The sequence below is a fragment of the Terriglobus albidus genome, from assembly GCF_025685425.1.
GTDB lineage: Bacteria > Acidobacteriota > Terriglobia > Terriglobales > Acidobacteriaceae > Terriglobus > Terriglobus albidus.
The window spans coordinates 422,265-436,197 of sequence record NZ_JAGTAS010000058.1; the positions used below are offsets into that span (position 1 = coordinate 422,265).

Genomic DNA, 13,933 nt, shown 5'->3' on the forward strand with positions numbered 1-13,933 from the left:
TTCAAAACATACTCTTTAAGACGCTCAGAGCCGCAATACCTGCACCTCTCAAATAATCAGCGCAAGCCGGACAAATGCCTCTGCTCGCAGCCACGCCGGTTGGAGTAAGTCCGATCTGCTTAGCTGCATTGACTCCCGTAATCTCGGCGTGCCCTGCCCCTTTTGCAGCGACTTCGCCGTCTTTCAAAAGAGCCTGAACAGCAGGCCTCAACGCCTTTTCGCTCGAACTCACGACACGGGTGCCTTCCTTCGTCTCTGTGACAGCAATTGTCACGAAGTCCGCCGTCTTTCCCATAGCGTTCGAGAGTTCCTTTGCACGTAAGAATGCTGCGCCTACTTCGCCCAAGCCGTCTGTCGGGACCGCAAGCGCTAAAGAGGCCATATCTCCCCATGATCGGGGGAACAGCACAGTCATCAAGCGATCGACGAAATTGTGGGCTGTTGGATCAACGGCGGCTGGAAGTGTCGGATCTTGTCCGATCTGTTGTTGGGCTGCATTTGCATTTTGCATATCATTTTGCAACTGCTGCTGCCAATTCTCAACTTCCCCTGCCATGAGCAGTGTGTAGTTCAGAGGGTTGAATATTCCCGGGGAGTGCCCGGTGGGATCGACCGCGCTCATTGGATTGCTCCCAACATATGCGTAGAGATTCAGGGATTGCGGATTGTCGAGCTTGGCATACGGAACCGGTTCAGCTTTAACGCTCCAATCGGGCGACATGAACCTCCCCATTGTGGAGCCGTAGTACCTGGCCCCGAAGTAGTCGAGCCCTGATTCTGTGTCTCTTTCCTTGCCGGTGAACTTATAGTGATTGGCGGAAGCTACCGGATTGATCTCCTGCCCATAGGGCTGGAACTCCGATGTCTGCGTCGGCCAGCCTTCCACAGTTAGCGCCATGCTGGTTGACCCAAGATGATCGGCCAGATAGTGCGTGGTCGAGACGCTGGGATAGGTCGCCGTGTTAAATCCCTGCAGGTTCCGTATGTTCCAGAAGTTGTTGGTAATTGCATTTCCCGACTGCACACCCTGCCAGATCTGCCAGCCCGGCTGTCCTTGGCCACTCTGGTAGATCGGCAACACACTTCCATCTGCCCGCAGAATGGCCGCGTCGTTTACCAGGACGATGGATGGGCTTCCGTTGGTGATGGAATTCGTCTCTCCGTCAGCCACCACGCAGGCTCCAGTAAGAGTGTGCCCAGCCCAGGAATCGAGCGGAACAACACGGGTTATCCAAGCGCCCGAGGTATCGTGCCAGCTATTGGTCAGGTCGCCATCGAGGGCATGCAAGGCCCAACTCGTGGAATTTCCATTGGAGTCGAAGAGGCACATACCGCCGCGGGCATTGAACTGTTCCTGCTGCCAGACCAGACGGTCGCCGGGACGGATAACAGCATACGGCTGGCCGGTGTTCGGGTTAGTCCCTCCGGGGATCGAGATCGGAAGCGTCATCCCGATCCAGGAGACGCCGTTGTGATCGAAGGTGCCGCCCACCTGGATCTCGTTCTCAAAGGTGTCTGCCTTGGCCACCTTCTTGCCGTTGGCATAGATGTAGTCCGACCAGGAGCCGTCGCTGCGCTTCTCCGAGAGCGGCTGCCCGTTCATGTAGACATACTCGATCCAGTCACCGCCCGCGTCCTTGTGGACGCGGTTCCCCTCCGTGTCGTACTGATACGCCGCCACAGAGGTACTGCCGGAATTAATCTGCGAGACCCGGCTCTCGGCATCATAGCTGTACTGGTGCAATGTGCCCCAGGCGGCCAACCCGTCGCACAATTGGTTGCCGGCGGCATCGAAGGCTGTCAGCGTGGCAGCGCAAGGCAGGTTATTCACCCGGTTGTCGCTTCCAAAGGTCATCGTGGCAGTCCCGTTCACCGAAGGAGAGCTGTTGCCGAAGCTGTCGATGGAGAAGTTCGTCGTAAATGCACCATCAGAGCGGCTGGCGTAGGTCATCCGGCTGAGACAGTCATATTGGAAGGTCTGCGTATGGTAAGCGTTCAGACCATCGACGATCGACCAGATGTTGCCGTTGTTGCCGGCAGTCATACAGGAGCCCGTCGTCGAGGGAGCGAAGCTGTACTGCCGATCCATCAGATTCTGGCTGAAACCGAAGGCCTGGATACGTGTTGTTTGCAGCCGGTTGTTATAGGTGAAACTCTGACCGGCGTTGCCAACCTTCCAGGAACTGACCGCGCCTGCCGGCGTATAGCAGATCGAAGTACTGCTGGAGCAGTCTCCCTGCACGTAGGTATAGGGGAAATCGACATTCGTGGGAGAGAAGGAATTGAAGTTGAGCGCGTTTGCAGCCCAACCTGTCATCGCGGCCGATTTCAACCTGCCAGCGGCATCGAAGCTCTGAGTGACGACGCGGCCACTGGGATAACCGATCGTTACCGGATTGCCCGCGAGATCATAGCGATAGTGGATACCATGTCCAGGCAGGTTCAGATCGGATGGGAGTTCTTCCCCTATATCTGTTACGCGGCCCATCGCGTCGTAGGAGAAGACCCGGTCGGTCCGATGGACGGCTCCGACAAGCGTCTCGGTGAGACGACCAATGCCATTCGAAGGAGTTCCCGCCCAGGTTGAGGTCTGATCGTAGTAGAAGTACGCCCACGGCGTTCCATCCGTGTACTCCTTCCGGGTCAAACGGTTCAATGCGTCATAAAAGTAGTTCGTCTGGACTCCGCGCGCATCCGTTTTATGTCCGAGATTGCCGTTGCCGTCGTAATCCGCAGAGCAGTTCGATCCGTTAGGAGCCGTGGCGGATGATATGGTGCCGTAGCAAATCCAACCGGACTCGGGGTTATAGGCTTGTTTCAGCCTCGACAGCCAGTCGTAATCGAAGCTGCGATTCGTCCGTGCTACGTCTCCTGATACCCCAACTTGTTGAACAGAAGTAAGATCCCCGCGTGCCGAGTAGGTGTAGTTAGTAGTCGCGTTATTCGGCTCGACAACTTTGGTCAATCTTCCAAGGGCGTCTGAGGTCCGCTTCCAGGCATTCCCTGCTTCATCGGTGCTCGTGACGACATTCCCAGAATACGAAAACGTTTGAGAGCTACTATCCGGATTGGTCTTCTGAATAATCCTTTCAAGTTCATCATAGGCGTTTGCCGTCACATCACTGGATGAGCCTTGTGTACTTGTGTAGGGATTCGAAGTCGAGTAGACATGACCCATGGCGTCATAGTTTGTATCAACACTGATGACGCTATCGGCATTCTGTTGAACTTTGATCGTCCTTCCCACCAGGTCATATTTGACAGTCTGTGACATCTTCCCCTGGGAACCACCAGTATCGACGTCTACTGTCGTCGATGAATTCGCACCATCGGTGTATGAGATAGCGGTATGGCCGCCGTCTGGGTAGTCAACCGCCGTCACTCGACTGAGCGAATCCGCGTAGGTGTAGGAGGTCGTCTGCGAGTTTGCGTCCTTGTAAGACGTAACCTTTCCAGTATCGCAATCGTGCGAATAGACAAATGTTTCTGCAATAGACGTACCGTAGGCCTTGGTCACACTCTTGGGAAAGGCACTCAAGCAGTCGAAAGAATTGACGTGGGTTTGGATGCCGTTCGCATCGATAGACCCGGTCCATGTCCCGTCAGAGTTGAAGCTGCTGTGACTGTCGTAGTAGTTCGATGCATCTTTCCACTTCCTGACGGATGTTAGCTCTCCGGCGACGACGCCGGCTGAATACGCCGACTCGTCATAGGTATAGCCGCTCTGTGCTACTTCATGGGAGGCGCCATCGTATACCTTGACTTGCGAGGGCAAGCCGGTCAGACCATTATTCTCGTAGTCTCCGCCACCAGTATCTTGAAACCTGTAGGTAATATCGGTTTCACGAAGCAAAGTTCCCGGCCCGGAGCCAGAACCTTGAACAAAATCGTAGACCTTTTCTGTCGCTATCTCTGAGTAATTGACGCACGCACAAGTATCGTGGGCTGGATACCAGTAGTTGTCAGGATTCCATCGCGCGATTGTTCCTGACGAAGGCACGGGCGTAGCATCCGTCTCCTGCGATGAAGCCACAGCCTGCGTGGTGGTGTTGTAGAGCGTCACCACTGTCTTCTCAACAGGACCAGGAATTGTCTCTGGAGTGGAATAGCCCTGTAGCCACTTCACAATGGGACCGTCCGGACCAGTCTCTGGAGAGACCAGGATGTCCTGAGTCTGGGTAAACAAGGGAGTCTGGCGAAAGCTGCTTGACGTTTTGACGATCTTCGAGATCGTTCCTGTGGCGTTATAAGCATCTCCACCCGCATGCCCTTTATAGAAGACAACGTACTTATTCAGCTTTCCGTTGTCCTCCATGCGTGTTTGGTGATGCCACTCGTCGTTCTGATCGGGCCTGGAAACAATTACCGGTATGGTGTCTCCAGGCTGAGGATTGCACACTCCACCATTTCCCCAGTTGTAGCTCCAGGATGAAACACCACCCCCGGTAGTTACGGATCTTGAGGTAACAACACGCTTCATGGGAAGCGCGGTAGAACAGAGGTCCCACTTTACGGTTCCCCACGTATACACAATCACTCCACCTGTGGGTAGATCGATGCGGGTCAAATCCAGATAATCGGGATCGTATTGGAAGGAGTACGAAGTGTTATTCGGCAGAATGATCTTCGAGAGAAGATACGCATCGAAAGATGTTTCGTCCAGAACGGCACTGTTGACCTGCCCGAGCCGTCCATTGAACTTGAAGTTCGTCTTAGCAGTGTACTTCGAGAAGCAGAAGTAGTAGGTCTGAGATCCACCCGAATCTGTGGACGCAGGTACGGTCCAGGTTCTCGTTGCGACAGCCCCATTATTACAGCGAGCCATCTCACTACTGGGTACACCGGGAAATGGATCGTCCTCTAAAGGCGTCGACCCGCTGGCGCTACTTGCTCCGGCTCCTTGACCTGCCCATGATCCGGGAATAAGACGGCCCATGCTGTCGTGCCAACCATCAACATCGGTTGTAATGGTGTTTCCGTGAGTATCTGAGATATTCCAGGCTGTCAGGCTCGCAGATCCCGGATGGATTGTAAAGCTGCTGTAGAGCACGCCATTACTGTCCTTCACACTAGATACCGGCTCACCATACGTCGCAACCGGCCTCCAACCTGATCCATCTGGCGCCGAGAAAGCGACCGAGGTAGGACCACCCGTCGTACCGGATTTCGCCTCGAGAACGTGAACAGCCCCAGATCGGTCACGTATCCCATCGACTTCTGAAGAGTAGTCGATAGGATCTCCGTTACCACAACATCCTGGCGCGATACGAGGGGTTGTAACGATGGAACCTGAAACCCCTTGATCTCTCACTACATCCACACCTAAAGGACGCGGATTAGCAAACTGATTGAGCTTCCAAACCCCAGCTGCGGAATAACCTACGATGGTAGGGTTGTACCGAGGTGTACCGATTGTAGACATCCACTGCGGCTCGTTATATCTGACGATAAAGTTCAGACGAAGCTTGTTGCCCTTCTGTGGAAATCCGATCAGCGGAATGTGCAGGTTGACGTTGCCTGTATCCAGGTCAACACTGTCGACGCTTGACTGCTGGTACGAAGCGAAGTTCTTTATGCCTACCGGAGGAAGGTAGTCATACTGGCCGAAGCACTTAGCCGAACAACTCAAGAGAAAAGACCAAAATACTAATCTGGCGATCCTCACTGAGTACCACGACCCAGAATTCGTTCCAGCCAACGTGCTGGAACGGCAAACAGACCTAGCACCAGAGCGATCCCAAACAAGAGAACGCAGCAAAGACAAAACGAGTTGTAGGCAGATCAAGAACTGTCCTCCAGACGAGCAGGACCCGGGAAAAAGAAAACGGTTGTTTCTGTTTTTTCTGTTGTGGCGTTAGGCTCTCGTCTCCTGCTGTGGATTGTCAAGAGCATTTCCCTGTTGCTGGGCATCCCGAAAGAGGAGTGCAGCGAAGTTTTCATTACGGAAAACGTCCATGGATGCGGACGCCCCACTCCACACCTACAGGGAAAATGCTCAAGTTCACGCATTTCTTTAGCGCTGTCCAGATTTGCGACAGTGCCGATATCCCCCATTTTCATTGTGATTTTTATCGAATTCTCTACTCCGCCGCTCTCCTCACAGAAATGTTGTCACCGCCGATAAAGCCTATCGAGGAACAGAGCAATGGCGGAACGGCAGCAGATTCACATTTTCAGAAGACACATGGGAGATGTGATTCTCCATCTTGCAATTGGCGTATCGATCGTTCTGTACGGATGCGGGGCAAGCAAGTCGGGCACATCAGCCGTATCGTCCACGTCCAACTCGGGCTCCGGGTCATCCGGTGTGCCCTTGCTTACACTGAGCGGTACACAGCTCGCGTTTCCTGACACTTCGGTCGGCGCCACCAGTGTCGCGCAGAACATTACGCTCAGCAACACCGGCACTGCCGCGGCAAATGTGCAAAGCATCAACATCAGCGGTAGTTTTCGTTCGGATACATCTCTCTGTCTTGGCACGCTTGCCGCCAATGCGAAGTGCACCATGGCCGTGCTGTTTACGCCGAATCAGTCCGGTACTCTGACGGGAAGCATCTCCTTTACCACCAGCACCGGCTCACTGACGGCTACTGCATCCGGCAAAGGCATTGCACTGACCCTCAGCGCGGCTGCAATTACCGTCCGTGAAGGAGAAAGCACGCAGCTCACGGCACAGCTCAACGGCGCTGCAACAGCACAAGCCGTCAACTGGCACACTGATTCAGGCTCAGTCACTCCGGATGGTGTCTACACCGCCAGTAGTAACGTTCCCGCGAGCACAACCGCGCATATCACTGCATCTTTAGCAGCAACTCCCTCCGTCACCGCAACGCTCAATCTTCCTGTAGGCCGTGCGCTGCCGACACTTACCAGCAGCATGCCCACGCAAATAGATGCCGGCGCCACCACCACACTCACAATTACCGGCGCCCACCTGTCGAACCTTTCGCAGTTGACGATCAACGGCCTGCCGCAGACGTTTACCATTGTCAGCGACACGCAAATCTCCGTGCAGGCCGCCATGCAGGCGTGGGACTCCGGAACGATGGCGATCAAGGGAAGCATGAGCGGCTCCGACGGTGGAAGCACAGGCGCGCTACAGCTTTCCGTCAAAGCATTGCCCGTTTCCTACGATGCCGCTGCACGATTCCTGCAACAGGCCGCCTACGGAGCAACTCCGGCGGCCGTGCAACAGGTGCAGCAGATGGGAATGAGTGGCTGGATCGACCAGCAGCTGAGGAACCCTGCCTATGACTACTCCAGCGGCATGGGGCTCTCGTATGGGCAGTACTATCGCAACACTCAGTCGCTGCAGTACTCGCTGCGTCAGCGAGTTTCGTCCGCGCTCTCACAGATCTATGTCGCGGGTGGAAGCATCGCCTGTGGGCCGACGGATTGCGGACCTTTCTGGGAAGCACTACTGGAGAACGATGCCTTTGGCAATGCACGCACACTTCTAAAAGATGTAGCGCTCAGCCCGATAATGGGAGCGTTCCTCGACAATGTCAACAACGCCGCGTATACCGGCAAGGTTCCCAACCAGAACTTCGCTCGCGAGTTCATGCAGCTGATGACGATTGGAACAGTGCAGCTCAACCAGGATGGAAGCCCCATTCTCGACGCGAATGGACAGCTAGTACCGACCTACACGCAATCGAATATCGTGGATATGGCAAATGCTCTGAGCGGATGGAAGTACGCCCGCACCGGAGAGCTATATCCGCAGGCGCAGGTTCCCATGGTCATGGCCGAAAGCTGGCACAACCAGAGCGCGAAGAATATTCTTCCCGGTGTCACGCTGCCCGCTGGGCAAAAGGGAGAGGTCGATCTTGACTCGGTCGTCGATACGCTCTTCAATCATCCCAACTACGGGCCATTCCTCTCCCGCCGTTTGATCCAGCATCTCGTAACCAGCAATCCATCGCCCGCATACATCGCCCGTATCGCAGCAGTCTTCGCGGATGATGGCAACGGCACCCGGGGCAATCTCGGAGCAGTTGTAAAAGCCATCCTGCTCGATAAAGAAGCTCGCAAGGGCGATAACGCCGCACAGGCCGACCCCGCAACGGGACACTTCATGGAGCCCGCTCTCTACCTGGCGAATGTTATGAATGCAGTGCAGGGCATCTATACGGACGACCAAGTGCGCGACCTCGACGTCATCATAGGGCAGCCACTCTACAGTCCACCTTCGGTCTTCAGTTATTACAGCCCCGACCACATGCTTTCCAACGGAACCTACGCTCCTGAAGCGCAACTGTTTACAAGTTCGAACGGTGTCGCCAAGCTTGGCCTGATCTACAGTATCTTCACCAACAAGCAACCAGGCTTCCAGGTCAATTGGAAGACATCTCCGTTCTCAAATGCCACCTCTACGGATGACTTTCTGGCGCGCGTCAATCACCTGCTGTATCACGGCCAGATGCCCGATAGCGTTCGCACAACACTGACCAATTACATCGCCGCTAACCCAACCGCATCGATCAATTCCATGCTCCCCGACCTGATATTTATGGCGGTTTCAAGCGCGGCATATCAGACCATTCAATAGGTAAAAGTACACAACATAGGTTCGAGGGTAACGATGAATCGCCGAGAATTTCTTAAACACTCTTCACGAATAACACTGGGCCTAAGTGCAGCACCGCTGATTCCACGGTTGATCTCAGCACCCCTTTTGGCACAGGCTTCCGGCAGCAACAGCGGCTACCGCGCGATTGTCTGCGTGTATCTCGATGGTGGCAACGATGGAAACAACACTGTCATTCCCGCCGACTCGTTCTACTCGCAGTACGCTGCCGGTAGAGGCGAGCTGGCTATCGATCGAACCAGCCTTGTCGGCCTGCAGGCTACCAGTGGTGGACGTCTGTTTGGTCTGCATCCCAGCCTGAAGAATGTAGCCTCACTCTACAACCAGGGTCATGCTACATGGCTATGCAATGCGGGCCCATTGACCACGCCTTACAAGAAGGGACAGACCACGGGCAAGGTACCGCTCAACCTGTTCTCCCACTCTGCACAAGCTGCCGAATGGCAGTCCGCGCTTACACAGGCGGACAGCACCAATGGATGGGCGGGGCGTCTTGCCGACCTGCTCGCCAAGCAGAATCTTTCGAGCTCGCCTGTCGTGGTCTCTACCAGCGGATGGCAGTTGCTCGGCAGCGGCACAACAACCGATCTCGCCACCATCGGCGCCGGCAAGAACGCAGTGGCTGTTCTGAATGCGTTGCAGTCTCTGACACCTTCCTTAAACCAGATGGACTCGACACCGGGCTCGAACGCGTTGTCGAATACGATCTCCGAGATGCAGAGTGGCCACCTGTCCACAACGAAGCTGCTTCTGGATGCTGCTTCCACAGGCTCCAGCATTCAGACCAAGTTTCCCAGCACAGATATTGGCCAGCAGCTGCGGGTCATCGCACAGATGATCAATGGCCGCTCACGTTTCGATGTCAACCGGCAGATCTTTCTCTCCAGCGTGTCAGGCTATGACACGCACACGCTGCAACTCTCGCTACAAGCTTCGAATCTCGCCGACCTTGATGCTGCAGTTGGCGCCTTTGCGGCTGCCATGCAGGAGATCAATATGTTCGATCAGGTAACTCTCTTCACCATGACCGACTTCGCTCGCGCGCACCAGGTGAACAGCGGCGGTGGCACTGACCACGCCTGGGGTAACCATCACCTCATCGTCGGCGGCGCTGTAAAAGGCGGTGATATGTACGGAACATTCCCCAGCCTTGTTCTCGGCGGTGATGACGACTTTGCGACGACTGGACTCTGGATTCCGACAACATCCGGCACGCAGTACGCCGCCACGTTGGCACAATGGCTGGGCGTACAGGGCAAGGATCTCAATAATGTATTTCCTGAGTTGAGTAACTTTTCGAAGAGTACGTTGGGTTTTCTGGGGTAAGAGCGGCTATTCGAACTCGCTCGAATAACCAGTGTATGGGTTACACGTAACAACAAAGGCCGCGAAGGTTATTCCTCCGCGGCCTTTGCTACTTATAGTTATTAGTACTGTTTGGCAAATGCATCGGCTTCGTGGTTCATCTGATCCGAGGTCAGAGGTGACGACGAAAGCAGAACACGATACGTGAAGGTGACGGTCTTTCCCTTCTCTACCGTGTAATTGAATGGCTCCGCCTTGGGATTGAAGATATGTGCTCCGAGCGGATTCGCCGCGAACAGTCCGTAGCCGCGCGCATGCCAGTAGGTGGGATACCCCGGGTTCTTCGGGTTATCGATGATAGCAATCGCTTCCTTCTTGCCCTCCGGAGTATGTCCACCCAGCACGCACCAGCGACCGCGGGTCGACCATACCTTATCGCCCTCGATGCCTTCACTGGTCAGATAGACACCGGTTGCGATGGAGTTATCCACGGCGGCCACCTGTGTCGGGTTACCGCTCGCGTCCAGGAAAGTTCCACCCTTCTCGGTCGGCGACTCGAGCCAGCGCGCCACACGAATGCCCAGCACGCCTTCCTTGTCGTCGTTGAAGGTGATCTTTTCCAGTGCGGTCAGCTTGCCAATACGGTCAATGTAGCGGACACCGTTCTTCACCCCGAAGACATACTGCGTCGTCTCACGCAGTACATCCTGTCCTGCTCCGTTGGTCCAGATGGACTCGACCGCGAGGTCTCCCTTCCCCTGGCCGCTATGCGTGCTCACGATTTTGGTGTGATGCACCGAGCCCATCTTCGGCTTCTGCGCCGGCTTGATGGCATCAGAGTTATTCCAGAAGTCGAATCCATTGACATTGCCGTAGTTGAACCACAGACCAGCGTGATGCGGGTGATCCGTACGCTCGTTCTTCTGCGGCTTCAGCGGATATCCGCGGGTCACGATGGTTCCGTCAGGAGCCGTCAGCGGATATAGCACCGGCTTCTCCAGCGTAGTGGGCCACATATAGCTGGTAAAGGGCTTGCCGTCGACGGTGATATCGACGCGGCGCTCGCTCTCTACGGGAGTTATTTTTACCATCTGCGCAACCGATGTAAGTGGAAGCAGAACCATAGCGGCTGCCAACAGCTTACGCATAGACCTTGCCTCCGGCGATGATCTGTTGCGTCTTATCGTTGAAAGTTACCTTCTGCCCGGTCTGCATGGCAGCGATGCACATGCACAGCGCGATCGAGTGCGAATAACCCGCCTCAATGCTGGCATTCGGAGTCTTGCGGCTGCGTACGCACTCCATCCAGTTGTGCATGTTAGCCGTCGTCATTGGATCGCCGCCCGTATTGGCGTCGGTCGAAACCTTCTCCGCCTTCTCAGCCAGCGAAAACTTCGGCAGTTGATTCGGCTGCATCTTCATCTCAGCCGCCGCCTTTGTGGTGAGGCCGCCATCCGGCGTCACCTCCTGTGTATCCATGTTCAGGCTGCCGCCGTTGGAGTAGTAGATCTCCTTGATGCCCCCGGCCGAGTTGGTCTGCCGCGACGAGTACAGCACCTGGAAGCCCTTCTTCGGATCGTCCATTGGGCCGTAGTCGAAGACCGCCGTAAACGTATCCCAGTTGCGGCGTCCGTCATGCCACTGATAGATGCCGCCGTTGGCAACCACCGAGCGCGGATGCGGATAGCCTGAGAACCAGTGCACGGTATCGATCTGGTGCACCAGCCATTGATCGGGAATACCCGAAGAGAACGGCCAGAAGAGACGGAACTCGAGATACTTGCGCGCATCGAACGGCTCATACGGACGATTCAACAGGTAGCGCTTCCAGTCGGTGTCTTCCTCTTTCAGCAGTGGCACCACATCTGGACGCCGCCAGCGGCCCGGCTGGTTGACGTTCCAGGTCATCTCCACCATATTGATGTCGCCGAACTTGCCGGAGCGGATGTACTCATACGCCTTCTGATACGCGGGGGTCGACCGACGCTGCGTACCGACCTGGAAGACCCGTCCACTCTCTTTAACCGCCTTCAACAGATCGCGCGCGTCGGACATGATGTCGGCTGTCGGCTTTTCGCAGTAGGCGTCACGACCTGCCTTCACCGCTTCAATGCCGTGCTGTGCATGCTGGAAGTCGGCGGTCGCAATCAGAACGGCATCCACATCCTTGCGCGAGTAGAGTTCGTCGTTATTACGGCAGATCGCAATGTCTCCACCGGAGAGCTTCTTCAGCAACGCCTGGCCCGATTCGCGGCGCATCGACCAGATGTCAGAGACCGCAACGAACTCGAAGTTGTTCTCCTGTTTACAGGCCTGGAAGGCAGGAATCAGAGCCTGCCGCATACGGTCGCCGCAGCCGACAACGGCGGTGCGGACGCGGTCGTTGGCTCCGACGACGGCAGCATAGCTGCGGGCGTTCATCGAGAGCGCAGAGGTAGCAAGCGCGGCAGTGGAAAGCTTGAGGAACTCGCGGCGATCAGTCTGCGAAGTGGCCATGGATCATCTCCGTACGTCAAAATCGAAAGGTTTTACTGGCGGAGGGACAGTGTACAGAGCCGACGGTACTTTTGTCTCGTCTCAGACCGATGCGAGCACCTTTCTTTCCCTTGCAGACCCAGCAATTCATCGACTTGCAATATAAAAAGGCCGCAATGTCGACGAGACATCACGGCCTTTTGCGGACTTCAGAAGCGTTACGAAATCTACTGCAGATCGCGGTAGATCTTGCGGGCGAGCAGGTTTTCGATCTTCTCCTGGCGGCCCGAGCGAGGCTGGGGCTGAATCGCGTCCTTCTCGGCCTTGGCGGCAATCTCCTCCAGGGAGAGCTTGCCGTTGAACATGGCCTGCGCCTCCGGAGTCTTCCAGCCGGCATAGCGCTCGGTGATGATGGCGTCGTACTCGCCCTCTTCGATCAGCTTCGCGGCCGTCAGGAAGGAGCGGGCGCACAGGTCCATACCGCCAACGTGGGCATAGACCAGGTCCTCAGCCGTAAAGCTCTGGCGGCGAACCTTCGCGTCGAAGTTGCATCCACCCACGCCAAGACCGCCCGCCTTAATGACTTGGTACATCGACATGGTCATGCTCCACAGGTCATTCGGGAACTGGTCGGTATCCCAGCCCAGCAGCGCATCGCCGCGATTGATATCAAGCGAGCCCAGAATGCCGAAGGCCCCTGCGGTCGCAATCTCATGCTCGAAGGTGTGGCCGGCCAGCGTGGCATGATTGGCTTCGAGGTTCACACGAACCTCATTCTCCAGGCCAAAGCGCTTCAGGAAGCCATAGACCGTCGCTGTATCGAAGTCGTACTGGTGGGAGGTGGGTTCCTTCGGCTTCGGCTCAACCAGGATCTGTCCCTTGAAGCCAATCTTGTGCTTGTAGTCGACCACCAGCGAGAGGAAGCGGCCCATCTGCTCGAGCTCCTGCTTCATGTCGGTATTCAGCAGCGTCTCGTAACCCTCGCGTCCGCCCCACAGAACGTAGTTCGCTCCGCCGAGCTTCATCGTCGCGTCCATGCAGTGCTTCACCGTGGCAGCGCACCAGGCAAAGACCTCTGGATCGGGATTGGTGGAAGCGCCGGCCATGAAGCGCGGGTGCGAGAACAGGTTCGCTGTTCCCCACAGCAGCTTCGTCTTCGACGAGCTCATCTTCTCGCCCAGGTAGTCGACGATGGTGTGCAGGTTCTTCAGCGTACCGGCGAGCGTCTCCTCCGCAGGGGCAATATCGGCATCGTGGAAGCAGTAGAACGGCACATCGAGCACGCGGAAGAAGTCGAACGCGGCATCGGCCTTCTGCTTTGCCAACGCGATGGGATCGCCTGCACCCATCCATGAACGATGAATCGTGGGCCCGCCAAAGGGATCGCTTCCCGTCATCGCGAACGAGTGCCAGTAGGCCACGGCGAAACGGAGGTGCTCGCGCAGCGGCTTGCCCAGCACAACGCGGTCGGCGTCGTAGTACTGATAGGCCAGGGGATTGGTGCTCGCGGCACCTTCAAACTTCACCGTAGGAAAGTTGCTGAAGATTGTTTCAGACAAGTGG

At 56.0% G+C, this 13,933-nt stretch carries 6 protein-coding genes; 2 read left to right on the forward strand and 4 right to left on the reverse strand.

The genetic code is table 11. The features are described 5' to 3' along the window. Position 1 precedes the first annotated feature (1 nt). Complete coding sequence (locus OHL21_RS20870) at positions 2-5,629, reverse strand: RHS repeat-associated core domain-containing protein (protein WP_263419239.1); 5,628 nt, start codon at positions 5,627-5,629, stop codon at positions 2-4. Between the two features lie 555 nt (positions 5,630-6,184). Here OHL21_RS20870 and OHL21_RS20875 point away from each other — a divergent pair. Together OHL21_RS20875 and OHL21_RS20880 are read left to right on the forward strand one after the other, a co-directional pair. Continuing rightward, positions 6,185-8,551: a DUF1800 family protein gene (locus tag OHL21_RS20875; protein WP_263419240.1), complete on the forward strand. Its 2,367-nt coding sequence runs from the start codon at positions 6,185-6,187 to the stop codon at positions 8,549-8,551. A gap of 33 nt (positions 8,552-8,584) precedes the next feature. After that, complete coding sequence (locus tag OHL21_RS20880; RefSeq protein ID WP_263419241.1) at positions 8,585-9,916, forward strand: DUF1501 domain-containing protein; 1,332 nt, start codon at positions 8,585-8,587, stop codon at positions 9,914-9,916. Positions 9,917-10,017: 101 nt separating this feature from the next. Here the strand turns inward: OHL21_RS20880 and OHL21_RS20885 are convergent, their stop codons facing one another. The 3 genes from OHL21_RS20885 to xylA all read right to left on the reverse strand — a co-directional run bounded on the left by OHL21_RS20885 (position 10,018) and on the right by xylA (position 13,929). Beyond that, on the reverse strand, positions 10,018-11,043 hold the full coding sequence (locus OHL21_RS20885; protein ID WP_263419242.1) for a DUF6807 domain-containing protein: 1,026 nt from the start codon (positions 11,041-11,043) through the stop codon (positions 10,018-10,020). After that, entirely contained in the window at positions 11,036-12,391 is a 1,356-nt protein-coding gene (locus OHL21_RS20890; RefSeq protein ID WP_263419243.1) for a Gfo/Idh/MocA family protein, read from the reverse strand. The genes OHL21_RS20885 and OHL21_RS20890 overlap by 8 nt, the downstream gene beginning before the upstream one ends. Before the next feature lie 206 nt (positions 12,392-12,597). After that, on the reverse strand, positions 12,598-13,929 hold the full coding sequence (xylA, locus tag OHL21_RS20895) for a xylose isomerase (RefSeq protein WP_263419244.1): 1,332 nt from the start codon (positions 13,927-13,929) through the stop codon (positions 12,598-12,600). Positions 13,930-13,933: the final 4 nt, after the last annotated feature.

Excerpts from the sequence above, each read along its gene's own strand:
- OHL21_RS20885 (WP_263419242.1), bottom strand. The coding sequence starts at position 11,043 with ATGCGTAAGCTGTTGGCAGCCGCTATGGTTCTGCTTCCACTTACATCG.
- OHL21_RS20890 (WP_263419243.1), bottom strand. The coding sequence starts at position 12,391 with ATGGCCACTTCGCAGACTGATCGCCGCGAGTTCCTCAAGCTTTCCACT.
- OHL21_RS20875 (WP_263419240.1), top strand. The coding sequence starts at position 6,185 with ATGGGAGATGTGATTCTCCATCTTGCAATTGGCGTATCGATCGTTCTG.
- OHL21_RS20880 (WP_263419241.1), top strand. The coding sequence starts at position 8,585 with ATGAATCGCCGAGAATTTCTTAAACACTCTTCACGAATAACACTGGGC.